At 45.3% G+C, this 16,168-nt stretch carries 19 protein-coding genes; all 19 read right to left on the reverse strand.

Annotation, left to right across the window (positions count from 1 at the left end):
* Positions 1 to 71 precede the first annotated feature (71 nt).
* Complete coding sequence (locus IXB50_RS10200) at positions 72 to 1,091, reverse strand: aldo/keto reductase (RefSeq protein WP_215608860.1); 1,020 nt, start codon at positions 1,089 to 1,091, stop codon at positions 72 to 74.
* Positions 1,092 to 1,122: 31 nt separating this feature from the next.
* Entirely contained in the window at positions 1,123 to 1,479 is a 357-nt protein-coding gene (locus IXB50_RS10205) for a hypothetical protein (protein ID WP_215608861.1), read from the reverse strand.
* A 359-nt stretch (positions 1,480 to 1,838) separates the two neighbouring features.
* Entirely contained in the window at positions 1,839 to 2,108 is a 270-nt protein-coding gene (locus IXB50_RS10210; protein WP_215608862.1) for a hypothetical protein, read from the reverse strand.
* Between the two features lie 75 nt (positions 2,109 to 2,183).
* Positions 2,184 to 2,453, reverse strand: coding sequence for a hypothetical protein (locus tag IXB50_RS10215; RefSeq protein WP_215608863.1), 270 nt, complete (start codon positions 2,451 to 2,453; stop codon positions 2,184 to 2,186).
* Positions 2,454 to 2,567: 114 nt separating this feature from the next.
* On the reverse strand, positions 2,568 to 2,825 hold the full coding sequence (locus IXB50_RS10220; protein ID WP_215608864.1) for a hypothetical protein: 258 nt from the start codon (positions 2,823 to 2,825) through the stop codon (positions 2,568 to 2,570).
* 623 nt (positions 2,826 to 3,448) lie between these two features.
* Entirely contained in the window at positions 3,449 to 3,613 is a 165-nt protein-coding gene (locus IXB50_RS10225; RefSeq protein WP_215608865.1) for a hypothetical protein, read from the reverse strand.
* A gap of 294 nt (positions 3,614 to 3,907) precedes the next feature.
* Positions 3,908 to 4,162 carry a hypothetical protein gene (locus IXB50_RS10230; protein ID WP_215608866.1) on the reverse strand — a complete coding sequence of 85 codons (255 nt, stop codon included), beginning with the start codon at positions 4,160 to 4,162 and terminating at the stop codon, positions 3,908 to 3,910.
* 135 nt (positions 4,163 to 4,297) lie between these two features.
* Positions 4,298 to 4,555 (reverse strand): Nif11-like leader peptide family natural product precursor, encoded by a 258-nt coding sequence (locus IXB50_RS10235; RefSeq protein ID WP_215608867.1) that lies wholly within the window; start codon positions 4,553 to 4,555, stop codon positions 4,298 to 4,300.
* Positions 4,556 to 4,730: 175 nt separating this feature from the next.
* Positions 4,731 to 5,567 carry a methyltransferase domain-containing protein gene (locus IXB50_RS10240; RefSeq protein WP_215608868.1) on the reverse strand — a complete coding sequence of 279 codons (837 nt, stop codon included), beginning with the start codon at positions 5,565 to 5,567 and terminating at the stop codon, positions 4,731 to 4,733.
* Positions 5,557 to 5,850 (reverse strand): hypothetical protein, encoded by a 294-nt coding sequence (locus tag IXB50_RS10245; RefSeq protein ID WP_215608869.1) that lies wholly within the window; start codon positions 5,848 to 5,850, stop codon positions 5,557 to 5,559. The genes IXB50_RS10240 and IXB50_RS10245 overlap by 11 nt, the downstream gene beginning before the upstream one ends.
* A 34-nt stretch (positions 5,851 to 5,884) precedes the next feature.
* The gene (locus tag IXB50_RS10250; protein ID WP_215608870.1) at positions 5,885 to 6,100 is read right to left on the reverse strand and encodes a hypothetical protein; all 216 of its coding nucleotides are present in this window, start codon (positions 6,098 to 6,100) and stop codon (positions 5,885 to 5,887) included.
* Between the two features lie 174 nt (positions 6,101 to 6,274).
* Positions 6,275 to 7,360, reverse strand: a complete 1,086-nt coding sequence (locus IXB50_RS10255) for a Rieske 2Fe-2S domain-containing protein (RefSeq protein WP_215608871.1) — start codon at positions 7,358 to 7,360, stop codon at positions 6,275 to 6,277.
* A 131-nt stretch (positions 7,361 to 7,491) separates the two neighbouring features.
* Positions 7,492 to 9,120 (reverse strand): AMP-dependent synthetase/ligase, encoded by a 1,629-nt coding sequence (locus IXB50_RS10260; protein ID WP_215608872.1) that lies wholly within the window; start codon positions 9,118 to 9,120, stop codon positions 7,492 to 7,494.
* 294 nt (positions 9,121 to 9,414) lie between these two features.
* Positions 9,415 to 10,836 (reverse strand): polysaccharide pyruvyl transferase family protein, encoded by a 1,422-nt coding sequence (locus IXB50_RS10265; RefSeq protein ID WP_215608873.1) that lies wholly within the window; start codon positions 10,834 to 10,836, stop codon positions 9,415 to 9,417.
* Positions 10,837 to 10,838: 2 nt separating this feature from the next.
* Entirely contained in the window at positions 10,839 to 11,963 is a 1,125-nt protein-coding gene (locus IXB50_RS10270; RefSeq protein WP_215608874.1) for an SDR family oxidoreductase, read from the reverse strand.
* 28 nt (positions 11,964 to 11,991) lie between these two features.
* The gene (locus tag IXB50_RS10275; RefSeq protein WP_215608875.1) at positions 11,992 to 13,179 is read right to left on the reverse strand and encodes a thioester reductase domain-containing protein; all 1,188 of its coding nucleotides are present in this window, start codon (positions 13,177 to 13,179) and stop codon (positions 11,992 to 11,994) included.
* Between the two features lie 183 nt (positions 13,180 to 13,362).
* The gene (locus IXB50_RS10280; RefSeq protein WP_215608876.1) at positions 13,363 to 14,559 is read right to left on the reverse strand and encodes a DUF2515 family protein; all 1,197 of its coding nucleotides are present in this window, start codon (positions 14,557 to 14,559) and stop codon (positions 13,363 to 13,365) included.
* A gap of 293 nt (positions 14,560 to 14,852) precedes the next feature.
* On the reverse strand, positions 14,853 to 15,077 hold the full coding sequence (locus tag IXB50_RS10285) for an SRPBCC family protein (protein WP_215608877.1): 225 nt from the start codon (positions 15,075 to 15,077) through the stop codon (positions 14,853 to 14,855).
* A 105-nt stretch (positions 15,078 to 15,182) separates the two neighbouring features.
* Positions 15,183 to 16,127 (reverse strand): 2-carboxy-1,4-naphthoquinone phytyltransferase, encoded by a 945-nt coding sequence (gene menA, locus IXB50_RS10290; RefSeq protein WP_215608878.1) that lies wholly within the window; start codon positions 16,125 to 16,127, stop codon positions 15,183 to 15,185.
* Positions 16,128 to 16,168 lie beyond the last annotated feature (41 nt).

Raw genomic sequence — 16,168 nt, forward strand, 5'->3', positions numbered from 1 at the left:
TAGGGTATACCTTGACCCTATCCAAAGCTCTATTTTTACTTAAGAAAAATGGTTTTCAAATTGAATGAAGCTCAGGAATGGTAAATCAGCCGATGACGGGGAATTTCTTCTTTTTTCAAACGTTGGCGGTGTAAATCGCCATAAAGGTCAAAGTAATCTAGCTCTTCTGGGGTGAGTGGGCCTTTTTCAATACCAGCAATGGCTTCATCAATGTGCTTCCGTTCGGTCCATCCTGCTAGAGCAATATCGACATTATTTTGACTAAGGGAATAGCGATATAAGTCAGGACAGGAGGGAATCCAACAACTCGCAGGTAATACTGGAGGGGCCTCCCAAAGGTAACTACCCATTCCACAGGTTTTAAATGTGACAATGCCAGGTCTTTGAGGATCTTGAGAGTCAAGTTTGGCAAAAACTTTGGTTTGTGCGGTGCGATGGGCCACGTTATGACGCACCATGATCACATCCAATAAGGGACTATTGAGCCATTGGTGTGCAAGGTCGAGACTATGAAAAGATGCACCAATATAGCGAACTATGCCCATTTTCTTCATTCGCTCAGATGTCTCAAACATTCTTTCGATTGTTCGCTGGTAAACGGAATTAGGACCGCGAAGATCGTTGGATGCACTCAGGCAGTTCTTAAAAGCAGCCTCATTTCCTGTGTCAATCCAGCCCCAGAAGAAGACATCAATATAGTCCATCTTTAAATCAATAAACTGATCTAACAAAGATGCCACTATTGCTTCTGGAGATTTTACCATATAGGTAACTGTTGCTAGAACAACTTTTTCTCTAGAGGATGAACCTCGTCCACAGAGTTTGCGTAATGCATCCCCCATCGAGCTATAGAGATGGTGGTGCAAGTCGCTGGAGTAGAAAAAATAGTTGATCCCGCGATCAAATGCATAAAGCGTATCTTCACTGGAGATCCGTTTACCACCCCCTAATCCTAAACAACTAACCATTAAGTCCGTCCGTCCCAATTTTCGATAAAACGAAAAATCTGATGCTGATGGTTGTTTTTTAGGTACATCAACGGTTTGTTCGATCTTGTTGGGGATTAGGGGGTTGAGATCGATCAATTTCATGGTTTTAAGGACATAAGGTTATTTATCGTGATCAACAACTTGGTTGGGTGCAATGAGTTAATGCTGTCATTGCCTTTACTCCAATTCCTCCGGCTATAGAAAGCAGCTCTGCTTCACTCAGTAAGTCTGCTTGCATTTGGAGTAATTGGGAGAGGCTATCGTTAGATAACTGATATCCCTGCGAGATCGCAGCAGTCTTAACCAATGAGATTGCCTCTTCTGGGTTAGCAGCCTGCTGAATTTTTTGGCACAGTTGTTTATCTTGCAAGAGGGTTTTGATTTGATCCTGGACCTCTGGATTGGGAGCATCTTGGGTGACTGAAGTGCCTGGCATCGTGCCTGGGCTCATGGCTGGTGTGGTAACTAATGTCTGAAGTTTGAGTTTCATAATTAATGTGCTCTTCTGCTTTTTAGAGTTTTTCGATGGATTGAAAATCGTTTTATCCAGTTAACTGTTGTTGATTTCGGGTTTTCTAGTCTCAACCCAGATGGATAAAATGGTTGTTTTAGAGCTTGCACTTGGCGATCAAGCGTCAGCCCGCCCTGGACTCAAATTCGCAAGGCTAACTGAATCAAAACCCACTAACGCATTAGCGTTCTCGAAGAGTAGGGATTAAAGCGTCCCTGACATCCTATATTTAGGCCTTACAGCCAACTTGTCCCTTTAGTGGACAGCCCTCAATTAGCGTTGGGTTTTGAACCCAATGTGGGTTTGCGCCTCACCATCGACTTAGCGCAAGATATGAATTAGCAACCACACCAAGTGACTGCTTGGGTAGGACCGCACCCAACTATCGTTGGCCGGCCCCCTGATACGTTTAGCAGTTCTGTTTCACTCAGTTTTATAGGATTCAGCAGACCTTGGAACAGTTGGGAGAGATCGGCACTAGAAAATTGATCGCCGTTTTTAGGTCCAGCAGTTCGGATGAGTGTGACTGATTCTTCCAGGCTGGTTGCCTTCCGAAGTTTCTGCTGTAGGGTTGCATCACTCAGGGAGGTTTTGAGTTGGTTCAACATGGTTGTGTTTTCTTATGAGTAGTTAGTTTTCAAGATCAAAATTTCGACAAGATGGATATGCCCCACTGACGTAAATTAGCAACCACACCAAGTGACTGCTTGAGTAGCACCGCATCCAAGGATCGTTGGTGAGCCTCCTGATATGTTTAGCAGTTCTGTTTCACTCAGTTTTATGGGGTTCAGCAGACCTTGTAACAGTTGGGAAAGATCGGCACTAGAAAATTGATCGCCGTTTTTGGGTCCAGCAGTTCGAATGACTGAGATCGCCTCTTCCAGGCTGGTTGCCTTCTGAAGTTGCTGCTGCAAGATTGCATCGCTTAGGGATGCTTTGAGTTGATTTAACATGATTTTCCTCTTTTAAATGACTGTGCAAAGATAAGGTCTGTTTTTGGCAGTAGATGGGTGGATGAGTAGATGGGTGGATGAGTAGATGGGTGTGGACGATTCAACTGGGGACTGCTACGCGCAGGGGGGTGCCTCCGTAATCGGAGATGGAAACTGCGATGCCCATCCCCCAGCTATTGTCAGCAGGTCTTCCTCGTTTAGCGGTTCAAAACCAGTTTTCACCAGTGTAGATAGACCCTCACTAAAGGCTTGATGTTCTTGTCCAACACCAACTGTTTTAATCAGTGAGATCGCCTCTTCTAGGCTAGCTACTGCCTTAAGCTTTTGGCGCAATTGCCCATTGCCGAGCAACGCCTTGAGTTGATTTAACATGGTTATCTATCCTTAGAAAATAAACAAAGAGGGTAGATGCACGGGAGAAGCAGGAAAGATGACGTTTGTTTCGTCTCTCCTGCCTATGAGACTGCCAACAAAAAAGATTGCTAACAAACCTCAATACTGCAGCCTGAATGGTTGCCAGTGATTTTCGCTAGTCCACTACCCGCAATATCCAGCAGCGCTTTTTCATCAATGGTCTCCATTTTGCGTTGGAGCAATTGAGCCAGACCATCATGGGAAAACTGATACCCCTTTTGGGCTCCAGCAGATTTGATTAGTGCGATCGCATTCTCCAGATTACTAACAGCTTTGAGCTGCTACTGTAGTCGTACATTATTGAGCAACACTTTAAGTCGATTCAACATTCTTTTCTCCTTTTGAGATTCACATTAATAAAATAGGTAAAGAAAATGCAAATAAATAAATAACATTCCTCCTTCTCCTCTTTTCCTTATTTTCCTTGCCTCTCTTCAACAAGTCTTTTTTGTGTCAACACATTATGGAGGGTGCTATGACTGTTCTCATAAGCCATAATTAATTCCTGAGTACGTCGCTTCTTTTGCGACCTCCAGCTCCGGCTATAGAAAGCAATTCTGTTTCTGTCAGTTCTACAGGACTTAGTTGATTTTTAATGAGTTGGGCAAGGGTTCATTTGAGAATTGATATCCTTTTTTATCACTGGCTGTTTTGATAAGTGAAATTGCATTTGCTAGGCTATTGGCTTTCTTGATTTGTTGATGCAGTTTTGTATTAATTAGCAATGCTTGAATTTGGTTTAGCATGATTTTCTCCTTTTGAGATTAAGATCACCGCAATGGGTGAATTACTGTTTTCAGGTTTATGGAAGAACTTGTTTGCTTGCCATAGACCTTAGTTATCACTTTACGAAGCGTTAGACTGATTGTCGTTGCAGGAACTGTCTGAAAATCAATGCTAATGGTCAGGTGATGTCAGATAGTGAGAAAAATACAGAAGTCCATGCAGGCATTGATTAACTTACATAGACTTCTATTAAAGCTAAGTTTAGTCAGAAATTAGTACGTCATGTAGGGCGATAATATACCTTTGTATATTAATTAATAGCATTTGTCTGTGACTCTAGGCTTGTTGCCATCAAATCCTCCAGCTGCAGAGATTAGCTTAGCTTCACTCAAATCTATCGGTTTCAATTGGTTGTCAATTAGCTGATCAAGCTCATTGTTGGGAAATAGCAACCCCTTTTCAGTGCCAGTAGCTTTGAGAAGTGAGATCGCATCTTCTAACGTATTGGCTGCTTTGATCTGTTGATGTAGTTGAGCGTCACTGAGTAACGTTTTGAGTTGATTTAACATGTCTGAATTTCCTTCTTGTGAGAGCTGGATTTGAAATTAAACTTGAACAAGATGGGCGATGCCACCCTGTCAGACTCTTTTTTGACAAGATTTGGACATATTTAGGCTGGAATCTAGAATAGTTAGAGAAAGATTTCAGCAAGTGTAGGGAGAACAGCTAACACGACCTGTAAAAGCCCCATGAGCTCCTCCAGCAACATCAAGTAGGCTTTTTTCGTCGATGGTCTCTACCTGGCTTTGGAGCAATTGAGTCAGACCATCATGGGAAAACTGATACCCCTTTTGGGCTCCAGCAGATTTGATCAGTGCGATCGCATCGTCTAGATTGTCAACGGTTTTTACCTGTCGCCACAATTGTATATTGTTGCTTAAGGCTTTGAGTTGGTTCAACATAAAATACTGTTTTGCATTGAGATAGTTCTTTTCAATGCTATTGAAAATGAGATAAGTTGTCGTTACAGGAAAAGTCTGAGGATAACAAAAAACATGTCAGGTAAAGTCAGAATAATTAGATTTGTCATTAGGGCATCTGTAATATGGTGATATTTATCCTGGCCTATGCTGATGCTTATTCACGCTTGCGGGCAACAATCTCAATGCAAGGGATAGCATTAAAACTGTCTGGCTCCTTTGCTTCTAAAATGAGACGTTCAGGCATCTGATGCCTCTCTTGGGATGTGATCCATCCTAGTTTTTCCGCTTGAGTTGGAAAGTCTGCATGTTTCCATAACTGAGCCATGGCTGCATACATGACTTTCTTGTCTGCAGTGGTTGAAGCATAGGAATAACTAGCGTCTACACTCACAAGGTCAAAACCTACTTGTGATAAGACTGATGGCAATAACCTCCCAATATCAGGGTTACCCGCATTGTGAATCATTGCCCGTCTAAAAATCTCCATCATCTCTTTCAAACTTGAAGTCTCGGAATGATAGAGGCTGGCACTCAAATCGTTTTCTCGAAACCCCACAAGACCACCAGGCTTTAATACTCTTTTTATTTCTGATAAAGTCGAACTTATATCTGCAAACTGCATCAGGATAGTATGCCCGTAGACAGCATCAAATGTTTGGTCTGCCATAGGCAAATCGACCACACTGGCAGTCTCAAATTGGCAGTTTGATAATCCAAGCTTTTGTGCCCGAGATTGCCCTAAGGCAACTTGCGAGGGCTCAATGTCGATACCTATGACTTTGCCCGGGGTAACAATATCAGCCAACCCTACTGTAATAGAACCAGGACCACAGCCAACATCGAGCACATCCATACCTGGAGCAAGATGCTCTCGGAAAAAAGAGGCATTATGCTGCGCGGTACGACTAGCCATAATGGCTACGGAAACCGGATTATAACCGAGTGTATAGGGGTTACTTGCTAAACGCGAAGATTTAGAATTAAGCATCATTGTCTACGCCAACCATTGTTTCGTTATGATTTGGTAAGCCGGGAAAGATGGGGGGTAGGTCAGGATCAGGTGGAAAATTAGGATCAACAGCTGTTCCAGCAAAGATCTTCTCTAACTCTTGTTCCACTAGCTCCATAGTATTTGCTGAGTTTGATGAATGGTCAGCTTGAAGTTGTTCAGAAGACGATTTAGGCGGTGTGGCACTATCCGTTAAACTTTTAACATGTTTGGCTTGCGGCTGAAGTTGTGCGTTGATTGAGAGAGAGTTTGCTTGGTTCAGCATGATTATCTTCTTTTAACACCACATATAATACTTACTAAAGATCGGCATCTGAGCCAATGCCGCCATCTGAGCCAATGCCGCCTGCACCGCCTGCGATCGCGACTAAGTCTTCCACACTAAATGCTATTACTTGAGGCTGTTCAGACTTAGCATGAGGCAGTGTGGCATTATCCGTTAGATTGTCAGCATCAGCGATATGTTGTTCTAGCTGATGTCTATTACTGAGCAAAGCTTTGAATTGATCAAACATGTTTGGACTTTCCTGTAAGACTTTGGTTGTCAGAATGTGTCAGTTTGAATGAGGCAATTATTGAACACCCATGTGTTCACCCCACATTATTAAATGTATAAAAGGTGATGTGATCAGTCATTACAGAAAAAGTCTGGAGTCCTAATACAACCTGTCAGGTAATGTCAGGTCAGCTCAAATGCTTCTATCTTTCGGAAAATTTGAAGAGCTTGCCAGTTGATAGAGTGCTTGCGTTATCTTTGACGGTTCTGACTGTGTCGCAGACGATACTGCCCCTTGCCCTCGATAAATGCGTTGCAGACGTTTGCGATATTCAATCAGGATGCGGTCAAATCGTCCTAGGCATAGCTGCTGGAGATCGACTTGCTTGTCAGCAATATTTTCTAAGACCCATTTATCTCGCTTTACCTCATGGTCAAGCACATATTTCAACACATGCTTTTGCAACAGGTGAAATACTGGCATTCCCCACTGAGGCTTACTCAAGTAATGTAACGACATGCATTGGGTTTCATCACTGTTAATAGGATTAAAGAAAAAGACTGACAGCAAACGCTCCTGGCGAAGCTGACCCGTTTTCTGTTGTTCCCAATAGATCTCATAGGTATGGTACATGGGCGAGAAATGCATGGTCAGATGATTAAAAAAGCGATCGCCACCGCGAATGCCAAACATCTTTTCAAATATCCAGGGCAGTGAACGTTGCGGGACGATGGAGAGCAATTTAATCGTTGTCGGATCGCTAAAATCAAATCTTGGTTCCACATCGGCCACCTGCGATCGCCCATAGCCAAAGAAGGTATGGCTGGTGGGCGCATGCTCCATCTCAGCAAAGATATCGATCACTAGCTCCAGGGGAGCCTGGATACGATGTTCCAGGCTGCAGGCCAAATGGTAGTCGGGGAAATCCAGGTCAGGTAAACTAGTCTCACTCTTGGCCGCTTTTAGCCAGATCCAGCCGTAACGTTCTGCCGTTTCAAATTGTTCGGCGCAGGGTTTCAATCGGGGAGTACTGGGGCTATGTCCCTGGCCGTCACAGCCATAGCGCCAACCATGAAAGGGGCACACGAGTTGTTCTGCCTCAACCCAGCCCAAGCTGAGTCGCATTCGTCGATGGGGACACCTGTCCTTGAGCGCCCCTACCTTACCAGACTGGGTACGAAATAAGACAATCTCTTGTCCACATAGTTCAATACCGATGGGCTTTTGGCGCAGGGCGGCACTTTTTAGAACAGGATGCCAATGGTTTAGTTCATTCATCTGATTATCTCAATAGATGTTCAATATTTTTTTTAGGTGTTGCTGATCCTCGGTACGATTTCATCTGAAAGACATTGGCACATAGCACTTCTGACAGAACGGTTCATCCCTTAAATCAGCAACGGCGTTTTTTAAGCAGATTGATAGAGTTGTTCCACGACCTGGTGAAAGCGTGATTCAATCTCTGTGCGCCGCAGTTTGCCATTGGCTGTGAGTAAGCCATTGGCCAGGCTAAAGGGCTCAGCAGTTCGGTAAAACTTGCGAATTTTTTGATAATGGGGCACTCTTTTGTTAACAATCTGAAGCGCAGCCGTGAGAGCGGACTCATCAGCTGAACCGACCACAATCGCGCTCAAAAAGGGGCGACCATGACCCACCAGTAAGGCTTGATCAATGCCGTCACAGGCCTCGATCAATTGTTGTTCCAGCGGTTCTGGCGAAATATTGTGACCCGATGTGGGCACCAAAATATGTTTAAGGCGACCCATCATGCGCCAGCTGCCCTGCTGATTGATCACGGCCCGATCACCTGTATAAAACCAACCGTCACGAAGTACCTGGGCCGTTGCCTCTGGACGATGCCAATAGCCTTTAAAGAGATTAGGTCCCCGGCAAATGAGTTCGCCCTGGGGAGTCAGTTTGAGCTCACATCCCTCAATTGGTGAGCCTACATGGCCTAACTCTATTCGATCTAACGTTTCTAGGGTGACAATGCCAGTTGTCTCCGTCAGACCATAGCCTTGATAGATAGGAATTCCCAGCATCTCAAACCAGCTTTGGGTTTCTGGACTTAAGGGCGCTGAGCCACAGATAATCAACTGTAGATTCGAAGCAATGTTGTTTTTTAATCGTGAGCAGAGTCCTTGTTGGGCCGCCTTAACAATCAGCTGATCAAACCAGACAGTACGACCATTCTGACACCGTTGGTAAGCTTGATGAGCCATCTTCAGCAACCAGAGCATTCTTTTCCGTTGTAAGTGCTGTTCAATGCCGGATCGGAATCGCTCTAAGACCATGGGGACGGTGAGAAAGTAATTGGGGTTAACTGTCTTGATCTCATTGGCTAAATCCTGGAGACAGGTGGATAAGGTGATGGCATTGGCCCGATAGAGCTGGGTCCATAACACCAGGCGAGCTGGTGCAAAACAAAATGGCAAGAAGTGAAATACCCTGTCGTTGGCAGTTGAGCGCTTGGTAATCTGAGCAAACCGCTGGCTCATTCGGGGAATGACAGCATCATAGTTGGCGCGGGTCAGCATAACTCCCTTGGGATCCCCGCTGGTCCCTGAGGTATAGATAATGGTAACTGTATCTGTTGGGGCAATGGGATAAGGCGCGGACTGGGTTGGTTCAGCTTCAAAAACAGTTTTCATTAAAACTATTGGACAAGGGGTTGCCCAAACGGACGCAATGGTTTCTGCTAACTCATCATCAGTAACAATTAGCAAGCTGGGCTGACAATCAGCGAGCATATTAGCTAGGATCTCAGGACGTTGGCGATGGTATAGGGGAACTGCGATCGCACCAACAGCAATTATTGCCAGGTCTATGGCCACCCAATTGGCTGAATTGGGCGCGAGCAGTGCTACTCGATCTCCTGGGCAAATGCCTTGGGTGGTCAGAAATGTGCGAGCTCGGCAAATTTGTTGATCTAAGGCTTTAGCTGAAATGTCTATTTGTTGTTGATTATGGATTTCATGTAGAATTGGTTGGTCCTGGAGTTGCTGTAAGTTGTTATAGATTTGATTCAGGATAGTCATAATGGTGGTTGGGGTATAGAAGGCAAAGGAAGACTTAAAGTTGATATGAATAAATAGGAAAATAGCTTAGTTGGCTGATGGGGAGTTTAAAGGTGTTGCTTGGGGTCCCTCCGAGTTCCCCAAACCCCCTGGGCAGGGCCGTTACGCCGCCCTACAACCCAACGTACTAGGTTATTCCTAATGGCATTATGTTTGGGGTTACGGCGGGGTCGATTATAGATATTCTGGATTGGCTTCTGCAGAAAATTTCGGGCATAAAGCTTAAATCATATAGACAATTCGAAACAGTTATCTCTAGGCATAATTTTCTAAAAGATGGGTGAGTGTGGGCGATAGCGGTGGGAGGTGGGTCTCCCAAGTGGGAGACCTTTGAGGCTGGGGAAAGTCAGGATATATCCGGCTGACTTCTGCCATGAACGCGATGCCCATGTGACCCATATGCTGCAGTTGATCAGCGACCGTTTGTCCAATCTTATGAGCTACCGTATCTCGATCTTGTTCAAGTCGGTGTAACAGGGGCAGTAGTTTTTCTCCCAGATTAGGATCGTCTACGTCTAGTAACAACTCATGGTGTCCCTGTTCATGCATCAAGTTGCGAATGCGTTCATCCATGGTGACGCCGACGGCAGGCACCTGAGCTGGCATTGTTGTTAAAATGGCATGGAAGCGAGAACTGACCAGCAAGTCACAATTGCGTAGCAGGCTGACCAGACTATACATATTGTGTTGATCGCTGATGAAATAAGGCACGTTTTGATCGAGCGCTGCCGCTAAATCTTTGCAGGCTTGGCGATCGATTTGCTCCATACCTACCACAATGGGAAAGATCTCTCGCTGCTGACAAAATGTATTTACAGCTTGGGCCAGACCCTTAATATAGTTAGAATATTTTTGGTTAGCAACTTGGGATTGGTGGTGAAAGTAAAGAGAACAATAATGTTGCTCTCGATATAACCCAGCCAGGTGATTACCTAGCCATTTTTCCATACTGGGTTTGACCGGCCACCAGAAGGGATTAATCGGACAGATTGCTAAAACTGGACAGCGACCGTCCCAGCCCGCTCGTTTAAGTAATGCAGCGCCATGACCTAAGGGAGCTGGCTCAAAGGTCCAGGCTGTATCGGTGCCGCCAGTGCTACGAATGCCTAATTTTTCACTGAGTAGTCGCTGGGAGGGACGATTACGACAGAGAATCAAAGAATCTCGACAATGGTGTTGAACAAACTGGCTTAACCTGTTGTTCATGGCTCCAGCTTCGGCTCCATAGCCGACACTCAGTTTGTTCTCAGTGGCAGCTAATCCTAGAGACATGGCCATCATGGTAGAGAGGGCATCGGCAAATTTGGATTTGAACATGGAGCCTTCGCAGGCGATTACACCATGGTGCTGGGGACATTCGTTATACAAGAATTGCGGGAATACGTGGGGTAATCGTACCTGTTGGGCTCCTTGAAAATATCCCATTGTCAATTGTGGGTTCAGGGTGGTCACCGTCAGGTCAACCTTGTCTCTTCCGAGTAAATGATGCAGTTGTCGTATAATTTCGGCAACACGGACGTCGGCCCCCGTATTGCGAGCTCCGTTATAGCCTGTGAGTAATAGCTTCAGACGCTGACCGGGCTGCCATTCAGCGCGATCGCATCGATATCGTAAGGCCTGGGTATAGCCGCCCGCGACCCATCGTAGAAGTTGGTCAATATCGAATGGATTGATCATGGTTAAACTCCACTGGCAAGGACTGATGGCACAGGAGTAAGCTGATAGGGAAACTGACAATGGTGCTCCACTAAAAAGCGATACAGGTTAGCACCATAAGCTCGGAATGATGGAGGGCTGTCGCCCAATTCCTGAATAATGCGTTGATTATCAAAAACGGTATTGAATGTCAGATACGGCATAAAGACTTTTAGTGAGGTCGCTAACCGAGAGATTTTCCAAGAGCGGGGTGTGGTGGCTAATCTTTGCACTAGCCACTCGAAGGGTGGTTGTAATATAGGTGAAAACAGTCCGGCTCGGCCCAGACTGGTTAAAATTTCACGGTAGGTGAGAGACTGTTCCCCGGCACTCAGGTGGTAGATCGTATGGGCTAATTGAGACTTTTGATGCAGGGTTGCGATCGCACGTCCTACAAAATCAGCTGAGACAATATCCATACGCCAGTGGGGCTGCAGGGGAATGATGCCTGTCTGTGCTAGTAATACCAGTGCTCGTGCTGTATCAAACTGGGTCGTTTTCCCAAAACGACTATCTCCCAATACCGTACTGGGTCGAAAGATCGTGTAGGAAATATCGGGCAACAAGGTTTGAACCAAATATTCCGTCAGTTTTTTAGTCGCCCCATAGGGATCATAGTCGGGCCGATCCCACTGGATAGCCTCTGCTTCGGTGACAATCTCATCCTGCCGATGGCCAGCGACTGCCACACTAGAGAGTAGGCTGAACCGACGTAATCCATGGTGGGTATTGGCTGCACGAGCCAGTTGAATAACGGCCAATGTGCCCCGTACATTGACATTTACACAAGCCTGATGAGACTTACGATTTAAGATCGCGGCTGCGTGGATAATAGACTCCGTTGAGTCTCGAAGACAGGTCCAGTCTCGGTTTGTGAGACCTAAATTCGGTGCAGTAATATCACCAATGTATAGATCAAGCCGTGGTAGGAGCTGAGAGAATTCATCAGCATCCATATGCAGTTGGAAAGCCTTCCATAACCGTGCTTTTGCCTGATCTAGAGAGTTAGCTCTTACGAGTAAAGCAAAGCGTTCTTCTGTCTGGGCCAACAACTCATAAACAATGTAAGCACCCAGATAACCCGTTGCACCCGTTACAAAAATTGCCATGATATTTTTACCTTGCTCGACGACAATCCTATGCGGCAGCAAACAGCGGTTTTGATGAGACTCTAGGGGGTAAATCAGAGTGAGTCAGAGAACCAGTTTCCCAGAAGTACTCAAAATACGTCCTCAACAAAGAGGCATTAATAGCAGGACACGTAATCCCGCTCTCCGACAAAGCTGTCCGAGTTAATTGACAATCAAATCGAGGTCGTCGAGATTGCTGATACAGTTCAGGCAAGGTCATATTGGCGTCCGCTAGTCGTTTACGAAAAAATGGTCGTAATGGCGATAGGGGATTTCGGTGAGCAGATCGGATACTTCTCAGTTGGTTGACCCAGTTATGGTAGGCAACCCGTTCAATCGGGAACCCAGATGATTGCATCCAATCAATTAGCTGATGCCAGTAGAAAGGTTGGGGATTGTTGAGATGAAACACTTTACCGATAGAGTCAGGCTGCATCGATAGATATGCAATTCCGCGACTAACATAGTCCACTGGCGCAAGGTCTAAGAGAAAATCTAGCTCAGGTGCACGCCCCAACTGTAGACAACCTACTATCAAGCGACAGATTAGATCGTCCATATTGCTGATGCCGGTTTGACTGTGTCCAGAGATAAAGGGAGGTCGATAAATGCAGACAGGGAGCCCACGATCACGCGCCTTGGTAACCAATTGTTCGGCTACCCGTTTACTTTGAGAGTATCCTAAATAAATATCTCTGTCATATATTGGCAAATCTAACTCAGTCAAATGCTTTTGAGCGTATTTTAAGGAATCAAAAACTGCGATGCTAGAGATAAAATGAACAGGTTTAACTTTGGATTGGCTCGCCAATCGTAAGACCTCTTGAGTGCCCGATACATTGACTGCCTTCAGACGCTCATAAGGGTAGAGGTAATTTAACCAAGCGCCACTATGATAGATGCTATCAATTTCTTTTGCCAGGGCCTCAAATGTATCTGCATTCATTCCCAGTAGCGGTTGTGATAAATCCCCAACAATGGGGACAATGCGCTTTTGATAGGATGTTTTCCAGATTCCATAATGTTTCAAATTCTCTTGTAGCCTAGTGATGCCAGTTGATGTATCAACAGTCCGTACTAAACAATAGATTTTTGCCTGAGTCTGTTCCAGCAGTTCTTGTAATAGGAAAGCACCTAGAAATCCAGTTGCTCCCGTTAGAAATAGACATTTATTTTGTGTTAGATATTGTTCCACAGTTCAAAATCCTTTCAGTCACCGGTAGAATTATGGTGATGCTTTTCGGAAAGACTTAGTTTGACTGGCATCTCCCATATCATTACTTTAGAGAGAGGCGTAGGGGATGTCATTACAGAAAAAGTCTGTGATCTTGAAAGGTGGTGTCAGTGGATGTCAGGTTGAAGATCTACTAGATAATCTCTAAGGAAGGATTGGATGTAAACGTTTTTTGCCTAAAATTTGTTGTAGTAAAATGTATAACTGCAACGTAGAAGATTTACCAATAATAATCTCTGCCTGTTCAGAGAGTGATGTTGGTTCGAGTGACCGAGTAGTTGCGGTAAGAAGGCTTAATAGCTCCTCAATGTTTTCTCGGGTCTGGGTGCTGACAGGTAATGGTATGGGAGTATCATGTAAATGAGGATAGGGCCGCACTTGAGTGGGGTCAAAGGGCCAGGCAGGTTTGGCCCCTTGCCATGGGACTAGGGGTGGACTGTATTTTCTCTGGGCATTTGCCTGTTGAGGATAAAGGCAATATTGTTGGGGATTATACTCAGCTCGGCTACCCCAGTACTTAGCGTGGGCCCGTGCCCAGGTGATAACTCGTTGCCGACGGCTATCTTCGCTGAACAGTTCCATATAGAGATCGCGTCCGACCTTGACCCGATTGTCAAAAAGTGCGAAATCACATGACATCGTGTAAATCAAAAGATGATCTGTCTCCGGGTTGGTTTCAGATTTTGCCACCGCAAAACAAAGCTTCATTAGCCCTAGCTTGGTAGTGGCAATGAAAATTTGTCGGGTAATAGCGAAGAATAATCGACCTAAATAGCGATGTTGGGAATCATGGAGTAGCCGATCATGGATTTGATTTTGCTCATTGGCGATCAAAGCAAAGGCCAGGCGTTTGACAGATGGTTCTTTCCACCATTCAGGAAACCAGTGATTATTTTTTGCGGCTTTAAAGAAGACTTTCCAGTGTTCTATGATAAATGGATCTACATTGAATTGAGGATCAGTTGACAATAGATCAAAAAACACATCACTTTGTTCTGGATAGCGTTTAGCCCAGGCATAGGCCACTAATTGAGGAAAGACATCCCTAAAAATTAAGAAGTTGCCTGTTTCTAAGAATGCGAAAAATGCTTGATAGTGAGCTGATGGCAAGCCGGGAATTTTAAGACTGTGGGGCGCACATTGGCAGGCCCTGACCAGGTCTGACATAATCCAACCGGTGTTGCGAGCAACTAAATTAGCCAGGAGTACCCAACTGACTTCAGGATGTTGTTCCCAAAAGTCAAATAGGCAATTGGCTCGGCTGGTGAGATTGACTTCAACCTGACTCCGACGCACAAGAGTGGCTTCTCGGAATTGTTCTTTAAGGGTTTGAGGTTTCATAGTTGAATCTGGGAAAAGAAAAAGGGGAAAGGGGAAGAGGAAGAGGGAAGGGGGAAACTAAGGCTTCACAGTGTGCCTATTTTCAACATAGACCTGTTCTAAAGATGCCTTGAGTCCTCGGACTGCATCATCAGCTAGGTGATTAATAATGATTGAAAGAGAGGATTAAATATCCTTAAAACAGGTGTGAGGGTAACTTCAGCGGCATAACTAATTTGTGTTTGTTCTCCAATGGGGGTAAAGGTTACCTCATCTTGATATTGCATCAGAGGAGTTTTCCCTTCGACTACAAATCACTGGTCGGGCACAAAGGCCTTAATCAGGTAGGGTAGCTTGAAGGGAATACCCCAGAGACTTGTACCTAGAACAAATAGGCTACCCAGTTTGGCTGGACCGGAGTCTATTTTGCGGGCATAGGTTACCTGAGGATCCCAGATTGCATTCCTAAAATCACTGGTGTGGTTGAATGCAGTTTTACGATCATTGGGAACGAGGAGCGTGGTGCGATAATAAGCCATGGAAAAATCCTTTAATAGAAGATATGTAGGGGCGGTGCCTTGTGCCCGCCCTGGTGCCTTGTTCTAGAGTCCTGCAATGTATCTGTAATAGGTTCTTCAAGGGGATTAAAAAAGTGGGGGAAGCAATAGCCCAAGGGTGAGCAACAGGCCCAGGGAAAAATACATGGCCACGGCAACAAACTTGCAGTTGCTGACCTGGTCTGGTTGATCGTGATGGCGATGGACGTGGAAGGACAGTTTGACGGCATAGACTAGACTGAGCAGACTGAGCAGGGTAAATGGGGGGAGCAGGCCCAGGGCCGCAAACAAACAGACTAGACCGTAGATGCTCCCCTGCCACCAGGGCAGTAGCTGAGCTGAACGGGCTGTGCCTAGTCTCACGACAGGGGAGAGTTTGCCTCCGGCTAGATCATCTTCTACCTGGTGAAAGTGGGCACAAAACAAGATCAAGCTAGTGGCTAGTCCGATAATGGTGGATGCAGCCAGGCAGGTTGTTGACCAGGTTTGGGTCTGAGCATAGTAGGCGGTCCCCATCAGTAGGGGCCCATAGGAGATAAAGCAAATGATTTCCCCAATTCCCTGATAACTAAACCGGAAAGGGGGACCCTGGTAGCTGTAGCCCAGGAAACAGCCTAAAAGCATCAAAACTATCAGAGTCATGTCCTGTTGTTGCCAGGCAATGGGAGCCACTACCAAAAGACCGCTGGCTACAAAGGCATTGGCAAGCCAAAAAATCATATTTTTTTGGCCAGTGAGTTGCACAATGGAATGAAACTTATGGGTATCGACACCGGTGTCGGCATCGAAGACATCGTTACTGAGGTTAATCCAGATTTGGATCAAAATGATTGAGAGCAAAAATGTCAAGAAATTCCCAATGTCAATAGTTTTAGTGTCAGCATAAACGGCAGCGGTTGCCACAAAAACGGGAATAAGGGCAACACTGTATAGAGGTAGTTTGATGGCCTGTCGCCATAGCTGAATATACGGTTCGTCAAAGATTTTGATAGTCTCTTTGAGATTCTCGGAGGGTGAATTTGATGAAAGCATGGGATTGGTCTCTTAGTTTAAAGATTGAATTGAGATCAGGC

Source organism: Leptothoe spongobia TAU-MAC 1115 (assembly GCF_018739885.1).
In the GTDB taxonomy this organism is placed as follows: Bacteria; Cyanobacteriota; Cyanobacteriia; order Phormidesmidales; family Phormidesmidaceae; genus Leptothoe; species Leptothoe spongobia.